25 protein-coding genes are annotated in these 25326 nt (G+C 43.5%); 11 read left to right on the forward strand and 14 right to left on the reverse strand.

Annotated features, from left to right (window positions below):
• Positions 1-51: 51 nt before the first annotated feature.
• A complete protein-coding gene (locus L4D09_RS17590) occupies positions 52-639 on the reverse strand; it encodes a PEP-CTERM sorting domain-containing protein (protein ID WP_428458820.1) in 588 nt (195 codons plus the stop codon).
• 299 nt (positions 640-938) lie between these two features.
• Here L4D09_RS17590 and L4D09_RS17595 point away from each other — a divergent pair, with 299 nt between their 5' ends.
• The 4 genes from L4D09_RS17595 (at position 939) to L4D09_RS17610 (ending at position 4593) form a co-directional block, all read left to right on the forward strand.
• Positions 939-1622 carry a spondin domain-containing protein gene (locus L4D09_RS17595; RefSeq protein WP_428458821.1) on the forward strand — a complete coding sequence of 228 codons (684 nt, stop codon included), beginning with the start codon at positions 939-941 and terminating at the stop codon, positions 1620-1622.
• A gap of 9 nt (positions 1623-1631) precedes the next feature.
• Complete coding sequence (locus L4D09_RS17600; protein WP_428458822.1) at positions 1632-2324, forward strand: spondin domain-containing protein; 693 nt, start codon at positions 1632-1634, stop codon at positions 2322-2324.
• Positions 2325-2418: 94 nt separating this feature from the next.
• Complete coding sequence (locus tag L4D09_RS17605) at positions 2419-3210, forward strand: response regulator transcription factor (protein ID WP_428458823.1); 792 nt, start codon at positions 2419-2421, stop codon at positions 3208-3210.
• A 9-nt stretch (positions 3211-3219) separates the two neighbouring features.
• On the forward strand, positions 3220-4593 hold the full coding sequence (locus L4D09_RS17610) for a sensor histidine kinase (RefSeq protein WP_428458824.1): 1374 nt from the start codon (positions 3220-3222) through the stop codon (positions 4591-4593).
• Between the two features lie 10 nt (positions 4594-4603).
• Here L4D09_RS17610 and L4D09_RS17615 read toward each other — a convergent pair whose 3' ends face one another.
• Entirely contained in the window at positions 4604-4897 is a 294-nt protein-coding gene (locus L4D09_RS17615) for a DUF3303 domain-containing protein (RefSeq protein ID WP_428458825.1), read from the reverse strand.
• An 88-nt stretch (positions 4898-4985) separates the two neighbouring features.
• A complete protein-coding gene (locus L4D09_RS17620) occupies positions 4986-5318 on the reverse strand; it encodes an ester cyclase (RefSeq protein WP_428458826.1) in 333 nt (110 codons plus the stop codon).
• Positions 5319-5920: 602 nt separating this feature from the next.
• Here L4D09_RS17620 and lhgO point away from each other — a divergent pair.
• Positions 5921-7195: an L-2-hydroxyglutarate oxidase gene (gene lhgO / locus L4D09_RS17625; protein ID WP_428458827.1), complete on the forward strand. Its 1275-nt coding sequence runs from the start codon at positions 5921-5923 to the stop codon at positions 7193-7195.
• 43 nt (positions 7196-7238) lie between these two features.
• On the opposite strand, the gene L4D09_RS17630 is transcribed toward lhgO, so the two are convergent.
• Complete coding sequence (locus tag L4D09_RS17630) at positions 7239-7427, reverse strand: hypothetical protein (protein ID WP_428458828.1); 189 nt, start codon at positions 7425-7427, stop codon at positions 7239-7241.
• Positions 7428-7597: 170 nt separating this feature from the next.
• On the opposite strand from L4D09_RS17630, the gene L4D09_RS17635 reads away from it, so the two are divergent.
• Both L4D09_RS17635 and L4D09_RS17640 read left to right on the forward strand, forming a co-directional pair.
• Positions 7598-8476, forward strand: coding sequence for an AraC family transcriptional regulator (locus L4D09_RS17635; protein ID WP_428458829.1), 879 nt, complete (start codon positions 7598-7600; stop codon positions 8474-8476).
• A gap of 184 nt (positions 8477-8660) precedes the next feature.
• A complete protein-coding gene (locus L4D09_RS17640; RefSeq protein WP_428458830.1) occupies positions 8661-9563 on the forward strand; it encodes a PEP-CTERM sorting domain-containing protein in 903 nt (300 codons plus the stop codon).
• A gap of 120 nt (positions 9564-9683) precedes the next feature.
• On the opposite strand, the gene L4D09_RS17645 is transcribed toward L4D09_RS17640, so the two are convergent.
• The gene (locus L4D09_RS17645) at positions 9684-11675 is read right to left on the reverse strand and encodes a TonB-dependent receptor domain-containing protein (RefSeq protein ID WP_428458831.1); all 1992 of its coding nucleotides are present in this window, start codon (positions 11673-11675) and stop codon (positions 9684-9686) included.
• Positions 11676-11875: 200 nt separating this feature from the next.
• Positions 11876-12796 (reverse strand): LysR family transcriptional regulator, encoded by a 921-nt coding sequence (locus L4D09_RS17650; RefSeq protein WP_428458832.1) that lies wholly within the window; start codon positions 12794-12796, stop codon positions 11876-11878.
• Between the two features lie 234 nt (positions 12797-13030).
• On the opposite strand from L4D09_RS17650, the gene L4D09_RS17655 reads away from it, so the two are divergent.
• The 4 genes from L4D09_RS17655 to L4D09_RS17670 are packed head-to-tail and all read left to right on the forward strand — an operon-like array spanning position 13031 to position 16664.
• Positions 13031-13954, forward strand: coding sequence for a siderophore ABC transporter substrate-binding protein (locus L4D09_RS17655; RefSeq protein WP_428458833.1), 924 nt, complete (start codon positions 13031-13033; stop codon positions 13952-13954).
• Between the two features lie 42 nt (positions 13955-13996).
• Positions 13997-14956, forward strand: a complete 960-nt coding sequence (locus L4D09_RS17660) for an ABC transporter permease (RefSeq protein WP_428458834.1) — start codon at positions 13997-13999, stop codon at positions 14954-14956.
• Positions 14949-15896, forward strand: coding sequence for an iron chelate uptake ABC transporter family permease subunit (locus L4D09_RS17665; RefSeq protein ID WP_428458835.1), 948 nt, complete (start codon positions 14949-14951; stop codon positions 15894-15896). The genes L4D09_RS17660 and L4D09_RS17665 overlap by 8 nt, the downstream gene beginning before the upstream one ends.
• Positions 15897-15902: 6 nt before the next feature.
• On the forward strand, positions 15903-16664 hold the full coding sequence (locus L4D09_RS17670) for an iron ABC transporter ATP-binding protein (protein WP_428458836.1): 762 nt from the start codon (positions 15903-15905) through the stop codon (positions 16662-16664).
• Between the two features lie 60 nt (positions 16665-16724).
• Here the strand turns inward: L4D09_RS17670 and L4D09_RS17675 are convergent, their stop codons facing one another.
• The 8 genes from L4D09_RS17675 to L4D09_RS17710 all read right to left on the reverse strand — a co-directional run bounded on the left by L4D09_RS17675 (position 16725) and on the right by L4D09_RS17710 (position 24913).
• The gene (locus L4D09_RS17675) at positions 16725-17912 is read right to left on the reverse strand and encodes a multidrug effflux MFS transporter (protein WP_428458837.1); all 1188 of its coding nucleotides are present in this window, start codon (positions 17910-17912) and stop codon (positions 16725-16727) included.
• Positions 17909-18736 carry a siderophore-interacting protein gene (locus L4D09_RS17680; RefSeq protein ID WP_428458838.1) on the reverse strand — a complete coding sequence of 276 codons (828 nt, stop codon included), beginning with the start codon at positions 18734-18736 and terminating at the stop codon, positions 17909-17911. Before L4D09_RS17680 ends, L4D09_RS17675 begins: the two co-directional genes overlap by 4 nt.
• A 13-nt stretch (positions 18737-18749) precedes the next feature.
• Positions 18750-19403, reverse strand: a complete 654-nt coding sequence (locus L4D09_RS17685) for a recombinase family protein (RefSeq protein ID WP_428458839.1) — start codon at positions 19401-19403, stop codon at positions 18750-18752.
• Between the two features lie 282 nt (positions 19404-19685).
• Entirely contained in the window at positions 19686-20258 is a 573-nt protein-coding gene (locus tag L4D09_RS17690; protein ID WP_428458840.1) for a 4Fe-4S binding protein, read from the reverse strand.
• A 17-nt stretch (positions 20259-20275) separates the two neighbouring features.
• Positions 20276-20929, reverse strand: a complete 654-nt coding sequence (locus tag L4D09_RS17695) for a TorD/DmsD family molecular chaperone (RefSeq protein ID WP_428458841.1) — start codon at positions 20927-20929, stop codon at positions 20276-20278.
• A gap of 76 nt (positions 20930-21005) precedes the next feature.
• Positions 21006-21851 carry a dimethyl sulfoxide reductase anchor subunit family protein gene (locus L4D09_RS17700; RefSeq protein WP_428458842.1) on the reverse strand — a complete coding sequence of 282 codons (846 nt, stop codon included), beginning with the start codon at positions 21849-21851 and terminating at the stop codon, positions 21006-21008.
• Entirely contained in the window at positions 21848-22474 is a 627-nt protein-coding gene (locus tag L4D09_RS17705) for a DMSO/selenate family reductase complex B subunit (protein ID WP_428458843.1), read from the reverse strand. The genes L4D09_RS17700 and L4D09_RS17705 overlap by 4 nt, the downstream gene beginning before the upstream one ends.
• Positions 22475-22486: 12 nt before the next feature.
• Positions 22487-24913 carry a DMSO/selenate family reductase complex A subunit gene (locus L4D09_RS17710; protein ID WP_428458844.1) on the reverse strand — a complete coding sequence of 809 codons (2427 nt, stop codon included), beginning with the start codon at positions 24911-24913 and terminating at the stop codon, positions 22487-22489.
• Positions 24914-25326: the final 413 nt, after the last annotated feature.

A 25326-nucleotide genomic window follows, 5' to 3' on the forward strand; every position in this document is an offset into this window, starting at 1 on the left:
TATGGCAGCCTTAGAATTACCCCAATTGCTAATTTACGGAGTGACATGAAATTAAGCTTCATTCTTTTTTCTTGAAAACCCAAGACCGACTAACCCAAGTCCAAATAATGCAAATGAGGCTGGCTCTGGTACATAACTAGCATTAAGGGAAACATCATCAACAAGATAATGCCCACCAAAGCCCAGTTTGAGCAGATCAATGGATCCTGATTGAGCTCCATAGTATTCATAACTGCCATTTAAACCGGTAGTCACACTCCACACTAAACTCCCATCATTATACCCTTCTAGTACTCCCGTTAATGTATCAGGGCCACCTGACTCTTTTGCCGTTCCCCATTTTTTAGCCCACAAACCATCGAAGGTAAAATCCGCATTATTCTCATCCGTGATTGTAATAACAGAGCCATAACCCGAATTAAAAAAGCCAAATTCCCCACTATGCGCCCCATAATTCCAAGACGATCCATCAAGATCAATCCACCTTAAATTATTCGAAAAATCAAATCCTTTATAATTAGCCACATAACCATGGTTATTTTGAATACTGCCGCCGGGGATATCATCAAATGTTAAAAGGTTGGCATTCGCTTGGCTGACCAAAAAAAGTAAGGTAAGTGAGCATATCGTTTTCTTCATATCGTATGACCTAAAATGAAATGTATTTAAGTTAATTAAGAACAGCAAAAAGCAAACCAACAATTAAGGCTTTGATTTTTAAGCAAATTCAACATCATATAGGACGTAAAATGCAAACCAACATGCAACAAATACACACCAAGTTGCATATTGCTAAGAAAATAATCATTTTCGATTAAGAAAGCTTACTGTGAGAGTTTTGTGATAAATCTACGATTGATTTATGAAAACAGTGAGAGAGCTCTGCAACATTTGTCCGCCATAGTAATTACGTGGTTCATTACTAAATGGATAAAACAATGAAAAAGACCTTAGCTTCAATAGCTGTTGCCAGTGCATTCTTAGGTTCAATCACAGTCAGCAGTGTCTCCGCTGCCGAAATTGATGTCACTATTACCAATGCAACCAAAAACATTTACTTCACCCCTTTATTGGTGGCGGCACACAGTAGCGATGTTTATTTATTCCGCTCGGGTGAAAGCGCATCTCCAGAGGTTGAAGCCATGGCGGAAGGTGGTGATATCTCAGGCCTATCATCCGTAGCAACCAATGCTGGCGCTATCGTTGCCGAAGACCCAGCTGGCGGCATTCTAGACCCTGGCGTCTCAGCCACAGCCAGTATGAATACTGGCGACGCTGACAGACTTTCCATCACCGCCATGCTTTTACCAACAAACGATGGCTTTGTCGGCTTAGACAGCTGGGAAATTCCCGTCACACCGGGTAGCTATACGATATCGCTTAATAGTTACGATGCTGGTACCGAAGCCAATGATGAGCTTGCCGCTAGCATGCCTAACCCGCCTTTCATTAACTTCGGCACGGGGGGAACTGGTGTCGAAACTGTTGTGACCAATGACAAGGTGCACATTCATCCCGGTAACTTAGGCGATAGTGACCCTGCAGGTGGCCTAAGTGACATCAACAGTGCCACTTACCGTTGGTTAAACCCTGTGGCGATTGTCACTGTGACGGTTAAGTAAGGAGGCTATATGAAATACCGCTTAATACTAATAGCAACCAGTGCCACCTTACTTGCCGGCTGCCCTATTCTTGATGATGACGATGACACACCACCAGCAGATACCTTGGTGAGTTACACCGTTGAAGTAAAAAATCTTACGCCTAATCAGCCTCTGTCACCGCTTGCGGTACTTGCACACAGTGCAGATTATCAGTTATTCGAAATCGGCCAGCCTGCATCAACTGCTCTTGAACTTCTAGCAGAAAGTGGGGACAACAGTGAAGTGCTTAACGATGGTAGTGTGGCCTATAGCTTTTCTGGCGCAGGAGTGATCCTTCCCTCCTCAAGTGACACCGTCACGATTACGGTTGACCCACAGGAAGCACAGTACCTTTCAATCAGCAGTATGCTCGTCAATACCAATGATGGCTTTGTCGGTGAAACCCAAATTTCATTGGCTAGTTTAGATGTTGGAGACAACATGAGCATCAATATGGCTGTTTGGGATTCAGGCACCGAAGCCAATGATGAAGCGGCTGCAACTATCCCCGGCCCAGCCGCAGGTGGTGAAGGGTTTAACAGCAATCGTGATGACAACGATAGAGTGTCATTTCATGCGGGAGTGATCAGCCAAGATGACGGGTTAGAAAGCTCTGTTTTAACGGCAAGCCACCGCTTTCTAAACCCCGGGGCGCGGTTAACCATTACTCGTACAGAGTAGCGTTAATTGTCCATCAGAATGAAAGAAATATCAGTACATCCGGTCGTTAGCTAGGGAGTATGTAATTTAGCTTATCAATGATCGGGATGTACTGATGAAAACGCAAACCAAACAGGTTGATCCTGCTATGATCCTCATTGTGGAAGACGATAATGATTTAGCCGATCTCATCTCCATGCACTTGAGCTTTCAAGGTCATGAAGTCACTCGCGTTATGACGCTGGAGCAAGCAAGATGCTCAATCGAAAATAATAACAAGACTGAAAGTCCGTTTGATCTCTTAGTGCTCGATAGAGGGCTTGAAGATGGGGATGGCCTAACACTATGCCAAGAGCTGCGCCAACAAGATAACTGGCTACCAGTACTGATGCTCACCGCTCGCGATACCGAAAAAGATAAAGTTGATGGCCTTGAGTCCGGCGCGGACGATTACCTCACCAAACCGTTTAGCGTATTGGAGTTCCAAGCTCGGGTACGCTCCATTCTAAGGCGTAAAATCCACCCTCAGCAGCCCCACAAAAATGATCATAACGATAGTAAGCAGCCACTAACCATTCAGACAAATGAAGAAACGATTCTTTCTTTTGAAGGGCTAACCATCCGGCCGCAGTCACATCAGGTAGAGCTAGATGACCAACCGATCTCCCTGACCGCTACCGAGTTTACCTTACTCCATTTTCTTGCGAGTAAACCTGGTCGCGTTTACAGCAAAGACGAACTGTTAGACCGAGTATGGCAAACCAACTTCAGTGGCTATCACCATACCGTTTGCAGCACCATCAATCGACTACGCACCAAATTAGAGCTCCCTTACACCCAACATAAATACATCCACACGGTATGGGGCGTTGGCTATAAATTCCAAGCACGGCCAAATGCCGCTTAAGGAGCAGTCATGAACTTTAAGCACCGATTACTGTTATTAACAGGCTTTTGGTTTTTTATCTCTGCGCTATTGCTTGGCAGCTTGTTTGCCTACCAGCAACAATTAGTCGAGCAACGAACTCAACAAACCCTGCACAAAGAATTAGCAGCCCATATGCGAGATGATAGCCCGCTGATGCAAGGCACCGACTACAACCCCGCCGCACTGAAATCTATCTTCCATACCTTAATGTTACTTGGGCCGGACTTTGAGATTTACTTTCTCGACCAACAAGGCAATATTCGCGCTCACGCGGCCCCTGAAGGAACAATGCTACTCGACAATGTTAACCTCTCACCCATTCAGCGTTTTCTCGATAACCAACGCTTTCCAGTTCTAGGGGATGATCCACGTAATCCAAATATTCAGAAAGTATTTTCCGTCGCACCGATCACCGAGTTTGGTTCAATCGTCGGATACTTATACGTGGTTATAGGCAGTGAACAACGTGCACTGCTTGCTGCACAAGAGCAGCTCCCTCCCCTACTCTATTTCACTGGCCTCTCGCTACTTCTGATCATCGGCTTTAGCATTCTTACTTACCGGTTAGTTAAACGCACTTTGCTCAAGCCTATTGAACATGTCACCGGCGATCTCCAAGCACAAGCTGGTAATGATTTCCGCCTAAAGCCTGACTTTGTTAACCAAGTTCCGGAGTTAAAGCCTGCCGCCAAGCAACTCTATTTAATGGCACAACAAATTCAGCAGCAGTTTTTACAACTACAACAAGAAGAAGCAAAGCGCCGCGAATTGCTCATGCAGTTAAGCCATGATCTTAAAACCCCGCTTTCAAGTATTTTGGGTTATCTCGAGACGTGGAAGATTCAAAACCAAGGCCACGATCCACTCATCGATACTGCACATAGAAACGCAGAGAAACTGGCCAATCAGTTAAGCGAGCAACTAGCCTTAGCGCGAAATCAGCAGCAAGCGCCACAACCTAAATTTGAACAAGTTAAGTTATATGATGTTATTCAAGAAACACAGGAAAGCCTTGCGCCAGAAGCCAATAAAAAAGGGCTCTTATTCGCCCTTTCTACGCCACAACAAGAAATTGTATATGGTGATAGGCAGTTGCTAATGCGCCTGTTTGCCAATCTATTTGAAAATGCTATTCGTCACGCACCAAGTAACAGCCGTATCTCATTAGACGTTACTCACCATCAGTCTAATTTAACCATCACGCTACGAAATGACATCGATCCCAACGCCCCATCAGGTTCGATGGGGCTAGGTACCAAGATCATTCACTCCATTCTTATGCTTCACCATAGCCAACTAGTCACAGAGCAAGATGACACGCACTTCTTGCAGCAATTTCACTTACCTGCAACCTCTAGCTAAAGCAGTGGCTTTACTCTTCCAATAGCAAGCTGCCCAAACGACGGGCAGCAGCATCATCAACCACAGGCTGTATAGAGATATCCATTTCTGAATTCCAAGCCAGCGCATAGGCAGTTACGGCTTCAGCGTTATCTGACTCTATAATTGCAACGCCACTCCCGCTGACTAAATCATGCCATCGCCCAAGCATTGTCATCTCATCGCCCATCATCTCTTTATCCATCCCTTCGTTCATCTGGGCGAAATGTGCTAATACTGGGTGTAATCTGCCTTCATGAAACTGCCAAGATACTAGGAATAACATGCTATATACCTCGCTAATAAACTCACGGTTAAATCGGATTATTTAAGAACACAATGAATCGCTTAGAGTATAGGTAATTAAACGATCCCTAGCTGCTGGAGCATCCCCATTTGATCCCACTGCTCCCAACGCTCAACCACTTGACCACTTGACCATCAACTACGGTATCTAATATTAGTCCATCGAATTGGGCTTGGTTTCCTGTTGGCTCGTTATCCCCAAGCATGCCACTATGCGTCCCTTTTGCCGACCACCGTGTCGCCACTTGATTTCCCGCGACTATTTGATCTTCAACCGTAAGCTTCAGGTCTGGAAATGCTGTTAGCAGCCCACTCACCAGTCCTTTAAATTCCTCAACCGAAAGACTGGGGGCTGGTGCCCCAGCGATATGAATAACGGAACCAAAGTGTATACGGTTCACGACACTCTAAAGGTATAGACGATGAACTGGAGATGCGGGCAGATAACAATCATTCAATATACCCAAGTGACTTCAATATACGCTTCTTAAGAACGCAGTCACTTGGATATAGGCCGAACCGATTTCTTCCGCTTACGAATTTTATACAACGTGAGGATAAGCACCGAACTAACAACAACGGTTAATACGACGAATATGTAAATAAAATTGTTACTTACTGTATAGTATTTAAAAGTATGAACAATCGCGATAAAAGCCACAAGATACATCGCGATAACAGAAAACAGTTTATAGAATTCAAACTCACTGACCTTCCTAAGCATCATTTACCCCCTGTCGACTACAAGATAATGATTTACTAAAGTATGGTGTTGCTTATATGACCTTGCTTGCTCCATACAGAATAATCTATATGCAATAAATGTTTTTCGCCTCAAGTAGATAGAATACAAAATAGAACAAACCGTTATATTTCAACACAGTGTGAATAGGTGTTGCACATATTTACATCTATTTCTAAACGTAAAATTTAAAGTACAATTAGACAACAGCCATAGCAGATCACATTGGCTCCCCTCAAACTAAGGTTAAAGGAAGAAACCATGAATTACATGTATGATTACGTCATTATTGGTGGGGGAATCGTTGGGATTTCAACCGCTTGGCAACTCAAACAACGGTTTCCGGATAAGTCAGTGATCGTGGTTGAAAAAGAAGATCACCTTGCAGCGCATCAAACAGGCCATAACAGCGGAGTTATCCATGCGGGCGTTTACTATGCGCCTGGCAGCTTGAAGGCGGATTTTTGTAAAGCAGGTGTAGAAGCGACACTCTCGTTTTGTAAACAACATAGTATTCCGGTTGAAAACTGCGGCAAACTTTTAGTCGCAACAAATGAAATCGAGCTTGAAAGAATGCATGCGCTATTTGAGCGTTGTCAGCGCAATGGCATTGACGTTGAACGGCTTGATCAAGCCGCACTGCAAGCCAAAGAACCCAACATCACCGGTTTAGGGGCAATCTTAGTATCTGCTACCAGCATTGTGGACTACAAACTAGTCACGGAGAAAATGGCCGAATCTTTTCTTTCTGTGGGGGGTGAAATTGCTAAGCGAACTGAAGTTACTGCAATGACGGAAAATTCTGAAAGCATTGCTATTCATTGTAAAAGTGATGGCCAGCCTGTCCATTTATCAGCGCGTTATGTCATTAGCTGCTCAGGACTAATGGCAGATCGCTTGACGAGAATGCTGGGAATCAAAACAGATTTCCAAATCATTCCATACCGTGGTGAGTATTATCGCCTTAAACCCCAGCATAACAATATCGTAAATCATTTGATTTACCCTATCCCAGATCCTGAACTGCCATTTTTAGGTGTTCACTTAACGCGGATGATCGACGGTTCTGTCACTGTTGGCCCCAACGCTGTTCAGGGCTGGAAACGTGAAGGTTATGGCTCTCTTAATTTCAGTCTGCAAGACACTGCCGACATGCTCACCTTCAAAGGGTTCTGGAAGGTAACAGCGAATAACTTAAAAACCGGTTTAATAGAGACTAAAAACTCATGGTGGAAACCTGGTTACCTGAAACTAGTCAATAAATACTGCCCACAATTAACAGCAAAAGACTTAACGCCCTACCCAGCAGGTGTTCGGGCACAAGCTGTTTTGAATGACGGTACGCTGGTTCACGATTTCTTATTTGCTGAGAGCCCACGTAGCTTGCATGTTTGCAACGCGCCTTCTCCGGCTGCTACCTCAGCAATCCCCATCGGTCACTATATCTGTGACAAAGTCATCGCATCGGTAACAAAAGAAAGCAGTTGTAAAACACGACGAGAAGAAATACAAATACCAGACACAACAACCCCGTAATTTATCTGGTCTATCTTATTTCCCCCAACAAAAAATTGCCACCTTACAGATAGGTTCTAAGGTGGTATTTTTTGCTTATGGCCAAGTCATGTTCAAAGTCTTGCTTTGATTGATAACCTAATGCCTGCCATGCTGATTGATAGTCGGTACTAAAATCAACGACTAATCTCGCAACCCATTGTCTGCGGGTATTTACACTCATTTTCTTAATCATTGCGGCTACTGTTTTCATAACGGTTATCTCTTGTGCTGGAATACCGTCACTATAAGCAAGCATCAATGGCAAACTAACAGTAAGCCACCAACTAGTAATACTTTTCCATCAACCGCTATTCTTCAATACTAAAATAAGTACTATATCGCTACATAATAATAGTTTTTTATCACCATCAAGAGACTCAAATGGCCATTATGCAAAGCCATATAGAAAAAGTGCCACAACGACAAGGTATGTCCTGGCGATACAAAAAAATCGATGGAGAGTTTAAGCCTAGTGACTGGCACCATCATCAAGAGTTTGAGCTGGTTATCAACCGTAATATTTCAGGCAAAGTCAATATTGGCCATTACCAAGGTGAGTTTTCGCATAACAGTATGATGCTAATTGCGCCCAATTTGCCACATGCATTTGAAACAACCACGGTCCATAATCCGCAGCACGAAATACATATAATTTGGTTTAAGAAAGAATGGATAGCAAACATGATGTTCGCCTGTCCAGAGCTAAGAAAATTAGATGTCGTATTAAAACGCGCAGAAAAAGGTCTGAGCTTTTCACCACAAGCCGCAGATTTAGCCGTCGAATCGCTAAAAAATTTAGTCCAACACACTGCCATTTGTCAGCTAGGTGTTCTATTGCAAGTACTTGACGTTATCGCTTCGGACAAAGAAACCACAACGTTACTTTCATATTCGCCGCAGCCGTCTACGGCAGATAAATCCAGCAATAAAGAAAAAGTTGAAAGACTCAGTCAATATATCGAGGCGCATTACCACCTACCTCTTACTCTCGCCAGTCTCGCTGATCACATGAATACCAGCGAAAGTACCATTCACCGCTGGTTCGATCTTCATTTCAGAGAGAGCTTTAGCCAACACCTTAAAAAAGTCAGGCTGAACCATGCTGCAGAGCTGCTACAAAGTACAAACCAGCCTGTTTCTCTGATTTGCGAAAATGTAGGGTACCGAAACCAAGCTAACTTCAACCGCCAATTTAAGCAATATAAGCTTATGACGCCCAGAGAATACCGGTACAAATTCAAAATAGGTCACTCTATATAATGTGGGATGGGACAAGGCCGAAAATACACACATTAATACACTAAGTGTCAGGAAAGTTTACATATTGCCAAGTAAAGAATGATAACGAAAACGTAATACATTAATTTAACTAAATTTAATTACTTGGCATTTTATTTGCTTTAACCACCTAAGAGGAAGTCAGTCAATAACAACCGGAGATTACATGTCTACAGTTAATTTTAAAACAGGATTATGCCTCGCCACCATAACTGCCGTAATGATTGGGACATCTACCGTTCATGCAGCACCAATTTCAGTTAATGTCGATGGTGTACTAACCCCTGGGGAATACCTCGGCGGGGATAGTAACGGAACCAATACCTTGCGATGGTATAACGATCACCAATCGAACTACGACTATAACGACCCGATTGTAACAAATGACCTACACTGGGAAATAGGAACCGACGGCGGTAACTTTATACTATCTACTTTCTTTGAAGTCCCCGGCCATGCACGCCGTATGATCTGGGATGACGGCTGTGACTACGACAAAGATAATGCCAGCAAAGATACGATCGCTGAAGCCGGTTGTACAGATCTCGGAAATGCACTAAATTCACAAGGCTTAACAAATTCAGAAGTCATCGATATTTTAAATGCTTACGAAGACAACCACCATGGTGATATCAACCTCAGTCATCATACGCAAACAGACAGCGAGCTGTTTGAATTGCAGACAGACGATACACCTAATTCAGCAACCACCCTATTTATGGCTCACTGGGATAACAGTGACTCAACGCTTGGTAGTAACTATCTAAACCATGCGACATCCTACGACTGGGTACTCGACAACGGCTGTGATACAACGTTTTGTGATGCATGGCTAACAACAGCCTCAATTGAGGTTCAATGGTCGTTTCAAAACCAGATAGATGCGCAAAACTTTTTAGGTAATATCGGCCAAATGCGATTACACCTATCTGATGAGGCAAGAGTCCTTCCTACTCTGACCAACACGCCCGAACCACCTACAGATGTTCCAGAACCTAGTAGTTTAGCTCTATTCGGTTTAGCTCTCGTTGGCCTTGTACGATCAAAACGCAGGCTCGGTGAATTTTAGTCCTAGTAAATTAAGGCCTTATAATTCTTCGAGTTACGGTATCAATTTTTGGTACTTAGTTTCTCAATTCAACGTATAAAAACGCCCCTTTCGGGGCGTTTAGTTTTAAATGAAAGGTGTCTAGAAATTAGCCGTCATACCTAAATACCAGCTACGGGGTTCAATAGAGTAACCTCGCTGGGTAACATCAACTTCATCAAGCTGCTCATCGGTAATGTTACGCACGCCAGCACGCACTCGCCAATCAGCATTAATCAGGTAATTCATACCTAAATCTGCTGTGGTGTATGATGGACGGTAAATATCGTCAGATTCTGAAATCAGTGCTTCACCATTATAGTTAACACGTACAAACGTATCTAACCAGTCGGTCGCATACCAAGTCATACGTACGTTTGCTTGGTGATCCGGGCGATCTTCCAGCGCTGAGCCTGTCGTCTTATCTTCTGTATCTAGGTAGGTGTAGGCACCATTCACTAACAATGTTGGCATCAGTTCATAATGCGCTGTTAATTCAAGTCCCTGAGTCATCGCTTTGTTGATATTTTTGTAGGTGAAGATGTCTCTACCATCGGGTGCAATACCCACAGCGTTGTCGCGATCTTGAGCGATTAAGTTTTTAATCTCGTTACGGAATAGACCTGCTTCGATTCCCCACGTCGACTCATTATAAATGGCTGACACTTCATAGCTGACACTGGTTTCAGGATCAAGATCTGGGTTACCCACAACCTGGCAATCACCTTTACAGCTATTAATAATGTTTTCTTCAGAAGTCTGCAATAACGTTGGTGCATTAAACGCTGAGCCTACGCCCCCTTTCAACGTTAGCTTATCAGTTACTGAGTTAACCAAATAAGCACGCGGGCTCCAATGGCTACCATACGCCTCATGAAAATCTAAACGAGTACCGTAAGTTAATGTATTCGAATCATTAATTTCCCACTGATCCTGAACAAATAATGCTTGCTCATGAACATCCGCTTTGCCCGTTTTTGTCAGGCTTTCAGGGTTGTTAAGTTCTGAATAACTCCATTCGCCCCCAACGGTTAAAATATGATCGCCGACATAGGTCGTCGCGTGCCCGTATACCTGCTGGTTCGTTTCATCAACATCAGAAACACCATTATCAATTTCTGCTGCATCTACACTACTTACCGCATCACGATTATAACGTAACTGAGCTTCACCCCAGTTAAAGGCACCATTATAAGTTAGTGCCTGCATATCACGTTTAACGCGAGTATCTGACTCTGTTAGGCCCGCCGTAGATTCAAGCACACCTTCACGATCGTCATCATTGTACGAGAAGTCAAACGCAAGATCATGATCATCATTGATATACCAAAGGAGGCTACTGCTTAGTGCCAATGTATCACGCTCTTCTAACGTGGTCGCCTGCGAGCGATCGTACTCATTACCTTTATTATCTTCTGCTGTACCAGAGAAAGCATTGTATGCATCACGCCCACTCTTGTTGACTGAAAACGACAGGTATAACTCATCATCAATCAACGCACCAGAGGTGTTAAAACCGGTTGAGTATTCACCACCATTGTCAGCATCCCGGTAGCTGTAATCACCACTAACTTGTGACTGCCACTCATTGGTTGGCTGCTTTGTGATCACGTTGATCACACCACCTAGCGCTTCAGATCCATACAATGCAGACATTGGGCCGCGGATAACTTCAATACGCTCAATACTCTCTTTTGGAATAGTCGATAAATCAAAATCATTTCCACGGAAAATGGCATTAGACGAGCTAAGTTTGCGGCCATTTACCAAGATCATCGTAAACTTCGAATCCATACCTCGGATAGAAATCATTTCACGCCCCGCTCGACCACCATCCATCTGGCTGTCGACACCAGCAACATTTCTCACGAGATCATTCAAAGCTAAACTCGGTTCAGAAAGAATGTCTTCTTCGGTGATCACTGCAATAGAAGCCGGTGCTTTAGCCTGCACCATTTCGGTACGAGTTGCAGTGATAACCATCTGCTCATCAGTCGTGATTTCATTTGACTCGGCAACAACGGATGATGAAAACAACGCAGTGATAACTGCTAGGCTAATAGATGAGAGCGAAATTTTGTTATTTGATGGCATGGTATGTTTTCCATAACGCAAAGGGTAATGATAATTCTTATTATTAGCATCCTCTTGCACGACATCTAGGTCAACAATATTATCTATACACCTTCCGCATACCGACTATTCAATTTATTAATATAGATATTTATCCGGCACTTAATAATTAACACTACCGTTTTTTACCTTTTGAAACATATTCCAGTTTGCTTTTTATTTTATTTATAAATGGATTTAAATTGTTCTCTAACCCAAATACACATTTCATCGGTATGGTGTCTTTGGTGCCAATATAAGTAAATTTCTTTTAAATCTGGCTTTATTTCCGGAATAGCATCACGAAGTACAATATCCCGACCTTTTGCTAAATCAGTCGCAATTTGAGCTGGAAGCAAAAATATGACATCACTGACCTCGCTAAAGTTCGCAGCGGCAGTACAACAGTTTAATTTTATCGGTGAGTGTAACGACTCCCCACGCTTTAAATGGCCGTTTGCTTTTAGCCTTTTCTCTATTCGGTTTTGAGTAAAACCCATAATGGAAACGCTACCTAAACTCGATTTTAAAAAGTTCTCTAGCGTTATTTCTTCGTTAGCTAACGGGTGGTTGGCACTCATCAGCAACTTAAAGTCGAGTTCTGCAATTGCTAGCCGATACAATTGGTGGGAACTAGAGGTCGGCGTAAAAGCAGAGATAACAAAGTGAACATCCCCAGCCTCCAAAGGCTCAAAGTGATCACCAGAAGAACTATCGACACTTAGCGTCATATTAGGCGCCATCGAACGTAAATGAGAAAAGAACGGCGGCAACAACCAATTGATTTCCGGTAATAAGCCGAAAAACTTAATCATTTTATCACTTTCCAAAGGATTAAATTGCTTACCTTGAAATAGGCGTTCAACCCCATCAAGTACATGATCTAATTCAACCTTTAACGCCTGAGCTCTTTCCGTTAAGTTATAGCCAGTTGGCGTTCGAATTAATAGCTCATCATTAAACATATTCCTCAAGCGCTGCAAAGAGCGGCTCACCGAAGGTTGGCTTATACCTAAGCATTCAGCTGTTTGAGAAACATGCCTCTCATTAAGCAATACCCTTAAAACAGTCAATAAGTTTAAATCTAAATCACGAATATTCATTATCTGTATAGCGACTATAGCCAATATGTATTTGAGGGCGTGGAGTATATATCCTATTTTTTATCCCCTCAATTTGTACGTAAATATAATTTACTGAACACGGTATCGAGTAAAGAACGTAAATTTCCTGATGCTTTTTCAATTTTCATGCGTAATATCAATAAAAACAATTCTCATTTGTGATTAGATTGCATTTATCAGCTTTTAATCAGCTTCCAATTTACAAGGTTAGTTATGACACGCTTTTCCACGGCTTTAAAATCAGCACTGATCATGGGTGCATTATCATTCAATGTACCGGCAATGGCAGAAACCGTTTCCGTTGAACACCCTCTTGGCACTGCGTCTTTTGAACAAACACCACAACGTGTTGTTGTTGTTGGCGGCCATGGCAGCCTTGATACTCTAAATCGCCTAGGTGTTGAACCTGTCGGTACAGTAACGACAATGCTGCCAAATTACCTTGCTGATTACAGTGAAAAAGCCACCTCAATTGGTAGCATGAAAGAAGCTAACTTCGAGCAAATTTTCACCCTTAAGCCAGATGTCATTATTGCTGAAAGCCGCATGGTTGATGCTTACCCAACCCTTTCATCGATCGCGCCAACAGTAATGCACGTGGTTGAGAATGGTAACTACTGGGAAGATACTAAGAGCAACTGGCGTATGCTTGGCAAGATTTTCGATAAAAACACAGAAGCCGAAGCACTTATCAAAGAAACTGAAGCACAATTCGCCGAAGTTCGTGAGTTGGTACAAGCTGAAGGCCTGAAAACACTGGCTGTAATGAATAGCGGTAATAATATATCCATGTTCGGTGAAACAAGTCGTTTCTCTGTACTATTTGACGAGTTTGGTTTCGAGCCAGCACGTACATCTGATACTCAGAATCCACACGGTAACCTCATTTCATTTGAATTCATTGCTGATGCAGCACCCGATGTACTTTTCATTCTTGACCGTGAAAGTGCAATTGGCCAAAGTTCAGGTAAAGCACAACAGCTATTTGATAACCCATTGGTTCAAAGCACACCAGCGTACAAGAACAACCGTATTGTCTTTCTTAACCCAAGTGCATGGTATCTGACCATTGCTGGCGTTAACGCAACAGAAATCATGATTGAAGATGCTAGAAAAGCCGTAACTTCAACTCAATAACTTCCTAATAGCCCGGTTTAGCCGGGCTTATCTATGATTATCATGCGCAATAATAAATTACTTTTGGCTGTTATCGCCCTACTCCCCTTAGCTGCTGTCTCCCTGTTTATCGGTGTTGCCAATATCAGTTTAGATAGCCTGCTAGCTGGTGATGAACACACCCTTTCAATTCTTTTTAACAGTAGACTGCCACGACTTCTTGCAATTTGCTTAGCGGGTGCAGGGTTAAGTGTCGCAGGCTTGATCATGCAGCAAGTCTGCCAAAACCGCTTTGCTTCCCCTTCAACAACAGGCACCATCGACTGTGCCATGCTGGGGTACGTACTGGGCATTGTCTTCTTTGCTGGTGCCAACCAATGGGTCAGCTTAGGCGTTATCCTCATTTTTGCATTGGCAGGTACACTGCTATTTGTTCAGTTTTTACAACGGCTTCAGTTTAAGAATGCTGTATTGGTGCCACTCATTGGTATTATGTACGGTAATGTCGTCTCTGCAATGACAACCTTCATTGCCTACCGTTATGATCTGGTTCAATCCATGTCAGCCTGGACAGTCGCCAACTTTGCCTCTGTCCTACAGGGCAACTACGAGTTTTTATACCTTGCCCTACCCGCTTGTATTATCGCGTACTATTACGCGAGCCAATTCAGCGCAGCAAGTGTCGGTGAAAGTTTTGCCAAAAATATCGGCTTAGACTTTAAGAAAATCGTCTTTATCGGCGTATTGATTGTCGCGATTTTATCTTCAACTGTCGTAATGATTGTTGGGGTTATTCCATTTCTTGGACTCATAGTTCCTAACCTCGTTGCAATCTTCATGGGCGACAACATGCGCCGTAATCTACCTTGGACTGCATACTGGGGCATGGTGTTGGTACTGGCATGCGATATCCTTGGTCGCTTGATTATCTTCCCTTATGAAATGCCAATCTCGATGATCATCAGTATTTTCGGTGGTGCTGTCTTTATTACCCTTGTTCTTAAGGATAAAACGAATGCGTGACAGTATTAAAGTTTCCCTACTTGCCATACTGGGATTACTCATTACTGGCTACTTTATCGGCCAAGGGCTTAATGCCCAGAACTACCAGTTTTTCCTCTCATTACGTTTACCAAAAGTAATGGCAATCATACTGGCAGCCATTGCAATCTCGACGTCATCGCTGGTATTCCAAACTATAACCAATAACCGTATATTAACGCCGTCTATTCTGGGTTTTGATTCACTCTACGTGATGATTCAGGTCATAATTGTGGTGATGTTCGGCAGCATGAGCGTGTGGTTTGCCGATCCGAAGGTAAACTTCCTGCTTACGACAATTGCCATGAGTGCCTTCGCTATGGGGTTGTTCTCGCTTTACTTTCGTCGTGCCAATAGCAACGTATTCACTCTGTTATTAATTGGTATTGTTTGTGGCAGCCTATTTAGCAGTGTTACCAACTTCTTCACGATGATCCTTGATCCAAATGAATTCGCCAACCTGCAAAACACCATGTTCGCGAGCTTCAATAACGTGAATGGTGAGTTAGTCTACTGGTCGATCATTCCGCTGGGTATCTGCCTAGCGTACTTATACACTTTATCCAACAAACTCGATGTTTTTTGGTTAGGTACAGACAACGCCAAAAGCTTGGGTGTTGATACCCAAAAAGTCACTATGCAAGTCATGATGGTGATCACTGTAATGGTCTCGATCTCAACAGCATTGGTTGGCCCAGTACTGTTCTTTGGCTTGATCGTTGTTAGCCTGACCCGCCAACTCTTCCGCAGCTATCACCATCGCTTCTTGATGTTAGCATCAAGCACAATGTCTGTTGTGCTACTGGTTGGCGGTCAATGGCTTATTGAAACAGTCTTCGCTTTCGATACGACCATCAGTGTCATCATCAATTTTGTTGGTGGTAGCTACTTCCTTTATCTTCTAATGCGTAACAAGTTTTGATTTATCATGATTAAATTAACAGGCTTATCTAAAAAATATAACGACACCTTGGTGGTTAGCGAGGCGAGTGCCCTGTTCCCATTAGGAGAAGTCACATCCATTATCGGCCCGAATGGTGCAGGTAAAAGTACCCTGCTTTCGATGGCGAGCCGACTGACAGAAAGTGATGCTGGTGAAGTACTTATCGCTGATAAGCCGCTTTCACAGTGGGATACTCAAGAGCTATCAAAACGCTTGGCAGTATTGCGTCAATCTAACAATATCAATATGCGTTTCACTATTCGTGAATTAGTTGCTTTTGGCCGTTTCCCGCACAGTAAAGGCCGACTGACAGATGAAGACAATCGTGTGATTGATCAAGCACTAGCGCATTTAGATATCACTCATATCCAAGATAAGTTTTTGGATCAGTTAAGTGGTGGCCAACGCCAAATGGCGTTCATTGCCATGGTCGTTGCACAAGATACTGATTACATCTTCCTTGATGAACCGCTGAACAACCTTGATATCAAACACTCAGTAGAAATCATGCAAACTATTCGCCGCCTTGCTCATGAGATGAACAAAGCCGTTGTGATTGTAATCCACGATATTAACTTTGCTTCTTGTTATTCAGATAACATCGTTGCGATGCGTAAAGGTGAAGTGATTAAAAGTGGCAAAGTGGATGATGTGATCCAAAAAGCCATTATGGAAGATATCTACAGCATTGAGTTCAACATCCAAGAGGTGAATGGTAGCCGTATCTGCATGTATTACGGCGGTTAGTCACTATCGAAATGAGGCTTGGTTTGTTGTAGTAAAGCGCCAAGCCTCATGTAAGATCGATCACGCAACTTGCACAGGTGGTTCCGATTTAAACCCGCGATGAATATTGATGCTAGTGATCAAAGCAAATACTCCAATAACTACACCTAAATGCCACGCTTGAGATAAACCCAACTTAAGTAATGCCATACTCATTAATGATGAGATAATCATTTGTCCACCACCCGCTAGTGCAGCAACGGTGCCCGCTTTATTTTTAAATGGCATCATCAGTTTTGATTGCGCACAAGGTAGCGCAATACCATTTCCCATCGCCATTAAGAACTGCCCTATCATCACGAAAAGCGGATCTAGTGGCATCGTAATCAGCCAAATAGCCGACAACACATGTATGGCTGGAGCACTCGCTAACATGCGCTGAATGCCTATTTTAGGCCTCACTTTGTTGCACAAAAAGCTACCCAATAACATGCCACAAGCTGGGATCAGGGCCCATAAAGCGTACTCATCAGATTCCATTCCGATTTGATTTTGCATAACAAATGGCATCAATGAAATCGCGGTCACCACCAAACTGAAGTTCAGCCAACTGACAGACGCAAAGCTCAAAAAATACGATGAACTCAGCAGAGACTTATAGTCACCCAATACCTTTTTAATTGATGGTACTGCTGACTTGTTCAGCATGGTTTCACCGAAAGAAAAGTACAAGATCATCCAAATGATGCCAATGTACGAAAGTAAAACAATGAATACCGCTAACCAACCAAAATAGTGGTTAATAAACCCACCGATGACTGGGGCAAAGATAGGGGTAAAAGAGGCCACCATCGTGATGTATGACAACGCATGGGGAAGCTGCCCCCCTGAATACGAGTCACGTACCGACGCCCTTGCAAGCACAGCACAACAACCTGTCCCTATACCCTGAATAAACCGCCCAAAGACTAGCCATTCAAAGCTGCTGCTACCCAATACCGTCACGGTCAGGCCAACCAAAGCCAAAATAAGGCCCGATAGCAAGATAGTTCGACGCCCAAGCGCATCTGAAAGCGGGCCATAAAGAAACTGTGATGGCCCAAAACCCAATAAATACACGGCAATTAATAACTGGGCTTCATCAATCGATATAGAGAATGATTCCGAAATCATCGGTAGCGATGGGAACACGAGCCCCATGCTCAGTTGCCCAATACTAATGATCAAACAAGCAAGTAGTATTGGCCTCCAATTTAACCGCTCATTCATGATTTAGAGCCAGTTGATGCCTTTGCTTTTAAGCTTTCTGCATCTTGACGCTTAATGACTTTATGGCCATCTTCCGTTACGCCTTCTTTCCAATAACTACTGAAATAACAATTTTTTCTGGCTACGCCTTTATCAGAATTCACATAGCTTCTCAGTTCACGCATCATGCTAAATTCACACGCACACCACACAGAAACATCACCTTCAAGCCACTCTAACGCTTTCACGTTTTGTGCGAGTGAAATGTCACTATCGGCTACAGAATTGACAACCAGCTTCATACCTTCTGGCATAGGGAGTATTTGCATGTCATCCGTTGTCGTTACATTCACCACAACATAACCTTTCGCTTGTTTTGGCAATGCACTAAGTTTGGCCTTCAGGGCTGTCAGCGATGTCATATCACCAATCATCAAAAACCATTCACCTTGCTCTAAATAGCTTTGAATCGGCTTTGGCCCACCAATCGTTATAGTGTCACCTTCCGCAGCAGTTTGAGCCCAACGAGCAGCATACCCACCAGCATCAGGGTTTAGTGGTGCTTGGTTGTCACTATCATGGCGAACTAAATCAAGAGTAATTGATTGATTCTGCTGGTCGAAACTGCCCACCGTAAAGGTACGTAATACGGCTTTTTCACCTTCAGCTAACAAGCTAAGGTTGGTCTCTCCTTTCGCTGTAAACATCAATTTGACATACTGACCAGCACTATCAGCAGGAAAGAGGCTGATATCATTCCCCCCCAAAGTGATACGCTGCATGTTAGGAGTTACTGTTGTATTTGATAACACTGTAAGTGTTTTAGGTTGCGGCTTCTTATTCATTATTTAATCTCTTCTATTTATTTTCATCGCCATCAGCCTGATGATGCTTATGCCGACGACGTAACTCTCCGGCCTCACCCATTTCAGACAATTTAGCTTTTACACGTTTCACCGTAGACACGCTCGTTTGTGCGCCTTCTGCCGCTTCTTGTAAGGTTTTACCTTCGAGCAACAATGAAGCAATCAAGCGATGTAATTCTTTATTTGCTCTACGCCCTCGAAACTTTTGTTTCCATTCATCGGGATCATCACGTAATGCCTCGCGGCCAAATTTAGCGGCTGCTAGCCGATGACGACTATCAGCTTCTGCATAACCGGTAAGTAATTTCATCATCATTCCTGTCATTTCACAGTTAGGACGAAATAACAGGTTTTGGTTGATCGTTTGAATGCAAACGCCTTTATTGAGAATGCCATTTATCGCATCACGACAGCGTTCGAAATCACGTCCAAGTGCCCCTATCCACCAAACGACCAAAGTATCGCCTTCCTGCATCTGCTCATACATAATTTGGTACACAGGTCGCTCTTCAACAGGTACGTAACCTTTCACACCAGTTTCTTGAAATAACTGGGCAGAAGGGTATGCCGCCTTTATCTCCGCGACATGTGCTTCGAAATCTTGGTATTTGGGTGACAAGCGAACATAAGCATAAGTGCTGGACATACTTATCTCTCTATTCTCACTAATGGCTCATTAAGATATATAGACCATAATATAGGTTCAAAATGAAATTTCAACACTAAACGAACCATTTTAATGAAAATAATTATCATTTAATCTGAGAGGGTATGAGCACAACTAAGGTAGGCAGTTGGAAAGTAACAAAATATCTAACGTAGAGAACAACGGTTTTAACCAGTAAGTCTGATCAAGTACTTTATAGCTTGGTATAAGCTAAAAAATTGGCCTGATTATTATCAGGCCAATTTTAGAAAAGTAATGAGTTTATAAGGGTTTAACGGGGATTGGCTGTATAGCAGTAAGTTCGAAGCTAATTGCTCCCATCGGGCATGACATCCGACATTGGCCACAGCCGGTACATTTATCTTTCAGTACCGCGGGTCGTTTATCGCTTAGATCAATGGCCTGTTTAGGGCAATCTTCTGCACACATCTCGCAATAACCGTGGAGTAAGCGACGACAAGAGCCGCTAAAGGTGGGGATCATGCCAGTCGATGCAACGTTATTCGATAGGGCTTTTGTTGGGCAAGCTTTTTGGCATTCTCCACAATCAGTGCAGTAATTACAGTCAAGATGAAGCTCTGGCTTACCAGCAATCATACTGATCACCTGTTGTGGGCAGGCTTTTTCACACTCGCCACAGCCATCGCAAAACTTATCAAGTAATGCTTCGTCAACGGCTTGAGGAGGGCGAGCTACTTTACGAGTAAATGATTCGACCACAGCTTCTTGCTGCGTTTTCTTTACACCTGAGAACAAGCCTCGGAACAGACCTCTCCGACTAACGTGCTTATGTTCTAATACCGCTTTGTAGTACTTTTCACTTTTTTCTGCCACAACCTTGCCCTATTTCATTAGCGATGCAAACGAACGATACGGTAATCAGCCTTCACTAACTGAGCAAACTGGCGTAGCGTGCCTTCAGCAGCAAAACTAATTCCTTTATAAAAATCAGTTTCAGCTTCATCACGCATGATATGCAGCATTCGTGGTGCCCATGTTAGTACATGTTCAGTTAGGAACTTTTCCAGTGCACATAATAATGGTGATGGCTTATCTTCATCAAGATCTTGCTGCAGTGCCATCTCGGAAAGATGAGCAAGAAAAGTGAAAATTAAACCAATATGATCTTCTGGCTCACGTTCGCCCGTGTCAATTTCGATACCGAATTGAGCATAGAACGCTTTAATATCTAATGTTGGCTGACCAAAGATAGTCTGCTCTTCGGTCAAATATACCGATGCCCAAGGCGCAGCCTTCAATGCATCAGGACCAATGAACAAAGTCTGAAAATCCACTGATAAGCTTTTAATATCTGGTTGTTGCTTCAGTAATTCAAGCCCTTGCGCTAACGAGTCGTTATCAGCATCTAACGGCCACTGCTCAATCAATGATTCTTGGTAAATTGCATCAACAAACTCAGCGGTTGGTGCTTGATGAAAAGCCTGATAAAAGAATCGGCTTACCAGCGACAAGCCTGCTAATGTTTGAAATTGTTGCTCAGTCATATTTCTTCCAAAAAAGAAGGCTGAATAATCAGCCTTCCTTGCTTAATCAAATAGAGTGAATAGTTCTCAACGTGTTTTACATACCAGCACTTGCACTGATGTAAACATCATAGAAGAAAGCACGTCCCATAAACTCAGACACGAGTACCAACATAAAGCTCGCAATCGTAATATGCTTGGCACTGTGCGTACCTTTCATTGCACTCACTAACCAGAATAATACACCAGCCAGCAGCAAACCAACACGCATCATTGCTAGACGGAACGAGTAGTCCACAACCTCGAATGGGTTAACGTGAAGGTCTAACTGACCAAGCCATACCAAGTAGGCGGCATAGCCCATTAACGCGACTAACCCAAATACAGATGCTGAAACCGCTAGAGTACGATCTGCTTTTTCACCCAGTTCACCCATGCCAGTAGACTGAACACGTAGCATAACTGCTGCCGCAATCGGACCCAATACGGCTGCCGTCATTAAGAACTGGAATGAAGTAAATGGTGTATTCCACGTTGGTACTGTCACCAACGTATAAACGTTAGCAATGGCTAGAATGAATACCACACCTAGTACCATTGCAACAGGCAGTAAACGTTGGCGAATTTCAGGCTTTATATTGAACAATCGCATACCTGTGTACGCTGCACCAGCGCCACCAAATAGGCTTAAGCCAACGATTTCAAGACTAAGAGCACTGCCATGAGCAAGACCAAACATCACATTGAACATGCGAAGTGGATGACCAAGGTGAGTGACCGATGCGATAGCACCAACACCCAGCAATACGAACACAGCAATAAAACTACGTGTCATTGCTTTTTCGTTTGGCTTAAATAACATTTCAACCAAGCCGAGCGCAATGAACATACCAACGGCACTTTGTGCCAATACAGTAAAGAAGACTAGTGATAACTGGCTCATTCGCCCACCTCCGTTGGGTTTTGGATACTTCCCTTCTTATCGCCGGTTAGTTTGCTATTTGAACATGTACTAACAATTAAGTTAGGGCTTGTTAAACGAGGATCTGGCAACGGCGCAATATCTGCACGGACGCCGTATTTCTCGCGTAGCTCGTTAATAGGGCCGAAATCTAGTGCACGTAGCGGGCAAGATTCAATACAAACAGGCTTTTGACCAGTGCCGATTCGCTCGTAGCAACCGTCACACTTAGTCATGTTTTTCTTTTCTGGGTTGTACTGTGGTGCACCGTAAGGACATGCCATTTCACAGTAACGACAGCCTACACAGACCTCTTCGTTAACCACAACCAAGCCGTCTTCTTTACGCTTATGCATCGCGCCTGTTGGACATGCCTTAGTACAAGCAGGGTTACTACAGTGGTTACAGCTAATTGACATGTAATAAGCGAACACATCATTGCTGAATGTGCCATCTTCATGCTTTACCCAATCACCACCAGCATATTCATAAACACGACGCCAGTTAACGCCGACCGGTAGATCACTTTTGTCTTTACAAGATACTTGGCACGTTTTGCAGCCAGTACATTTACTGGTATCAACGTGGAAACCATATTGAGTCATTTACGCTTCTCCTTAGGCCTTGGCTACTTCAACTAGAATGGTGTGCTGCGCGTTACCTTTTGATAACGGGGTCGCACGTGGTGACGTTAGCGAGTTGATACAACCGCCTTGGTCAACCCCTTTCTTGTCTGGGCTATACCATGCACCTTGGCCCATGGCTGCTACACCCGGCATGATACGAGGCGTTACTTTTATTGCGATACGAATTTCACCACGGTCATTCCATACTTTAACGAAATCACCGCTCTTCAAGTTGCGCTTCGCCGCATCCATTGGGTTCATCCAGATGCCGTCGAACACCGCTTCACGTAGCCACGGGATGTTATGGTAGGTGGAGTGGGTACGGCCTTTGGTATGATACCCAAACAGTTGCAGTGGGAATTCTTGGGTCTTCGGATCCAAGTGGCTTTCCCATGTCGTCACGTACTTAGGCAGCGGTGTAATCACATCACCGTCTTTTAGATCCCACTCTTTAGCAATCGTCTCTAGCTTGGTTGAGTAAATCTCAATACGGCCAGATGGTGTGCCTACAGGGTTAGCTTCTGGATCATTACGGAATTCTTCCAGAGCGATACGGCCTTCTTTCGGCGCAACAATTGTGTATGGGCCTTCTTTACGAAGTTGCTCCAGCGAAGGAATGTTTGGATCTTGCTTCATTCGCTCTGCATACAAGTATTCCAGCCACTCATCACGAGTACGGCCTTCAGTATATTGCTCATATAAGCCAAAGCGCTTAGAAAGCTCTGCACACATCTGGTAGGCACTGCGTGTTTCATACAATGGCTCAATAGCACGAACCAACGGCCATAGACCGGCCATAGAACCTGATGCGTAGCCGTCTGAGCTTACTTCGTTGTTTTCAATTGTGGTGACATCTGGCAACAGTAGATCTGCATAGCGAGCTGAAGCGGTCATGTGGTTATCACACACAACAATGAACTCTGCTAATGACTCATCTTTGATGATTTCAGCGTGACGATTAAGGTCTGAATGCTGGTTCATCAGCATATTGCCAGAGTATGAAAGGATGAACTTAATTGGCGTACGCAAACGCTCGCCACCTTGAATACCATCCGTTTTATCTGTCATTTCTTCGTGGCGCCAAATAGCATCACTCCACTTGAAGAACGGGACTTTTACTTTTATTGGGTTTGGATCGACAGGAATAACTGGCGCAGGATAGCCATAGTTCGCTGGCATATCACCGGTATTAGTCCCCGGCAGGCCAATGTTACCAGTTAGGATTGGCAGCATAACAATGGCACGAGACGCTTGCTCACCATTAGCCTGACGCTGGATACCTGAACCTTGAGTGATAAAACAAGGTTTTGCCGTACCAATTTCACGTGCTAATTGAATGATCTTCTTCTCAGGAATACCTGTAACTTCAGCCGCCCACTTTGGTGTCTTTTCGATGCCATCAGTGCCTTGGCCCAGAATGTGAGCTTTGTAATGACCATTTGCAGGCGCACTTGCAGGCAATGTTTTCTCATCAAAGCCCTGACAGTACTTATCAAGGAATGCTTGATCGACAAGATTCTCTGTGATCAGAACATGAGCAATACCTTCAACCAAGGCTGCATCGGTACCTGGACGAATCGCTAACCACTCATCCTCTTTACCCAGCATGGTATCAGTGTATCGTGGGTCAATAATGATAGTACGAACATTTCTCTTACGCTGAGCAGCGATGTGCTCATGTATCTCGCCGCCACCACTCATACGGGTTTCTGCCGGGTTGTAGCCAAACATCACCAGTAATTCAGCATTCTCAATTTCGGATGTATACGAACCGAAAGCCGATGCTTTTTTATCGCCATAGGTAAATGGCAGCGCAAACTGGATTTGTCCCCAGCTGTAGTTTCCGTAATATTCGAGGAAACCACCCATCATATTAAATAGTCGCGTGAAACAACCTTTACCGTCAGTACGGTAGCCCTGCGTTCCTGAACCATAAGTAACAAAAATGGAGTCGTTACCGTATTCTTTAATGGTGTACTTCAACTTGTCTGCCATCAGATCAAGTGCTTCGTCCCAGCTGATACGCTCGAAACGGCCTTCACCACGTTCACCTATACGCTTCATTGGGTATTTAAGACGGTCAGGGTTATAGACGCGGTGCTTGATTGAACGACCACGCAGACATGCACGGATTTGGTGTTGACCAAATTCACTATCGTCACCACGGTTATCGGTTTCAATCTGCGTGATCACGCCAGCTTGGGTATGCACTCTTAAAGCACAACGACTACCACAGTTAACCATACATGCAGACCACACGGTTTTGGTCTCACTCGCGGCTTCCTCTGTTTTAGCGACAGCTTTTAGAGGTAGACCCGATCCAACAGCTACCGTAGCGCCACCGACAGCTGCACTCCATTTAATGAAGGTACGACGCTTTATCGGGGATAGAATTGCTTCATTTATCCAATTTTTCATATTGCGACCATTATGAATGTGAGGGGTTAAACTCACACAGATGCAATCAACCTTGCGTTGATAGACAACAGAGTAAGTTCTTAAACCTATTATTTTTTGATGATACTAAAGTAGTAATCGCTGAAGATTAATGATCGGAATCAAATTAAGAAGTTATGTGTTAATAAATTACATAAAGCTTAAGTTATTTTAAGAGCAAAAATTAACCGTGAAAAATCAATATTTAAACAACAACAATGATAACAACCACCACGCACTATAAGTGCTTGTTTTATAGTTTGTTTTTTATTGGTATTAATTCCCAATTAAGAAATGAAATCACCATTAACTTGCTGTTAATAATCTTTAATAATGATATATATAATTAAATAAATCGCACAGCGCCTATAATTCACACTTTCAATTCAACATAT

The sequence above is a fragment of the Photobacterium makurazakiensis genome, from assembly GCF_050336715.1.
GTDB classification, from domain to species: Bacteria; Pseudomonadota; Gammaproteobacteria; order Enterobacterales; family Vibrionaceae; genus Photobacterium; species Photobacterium makurazakiensis.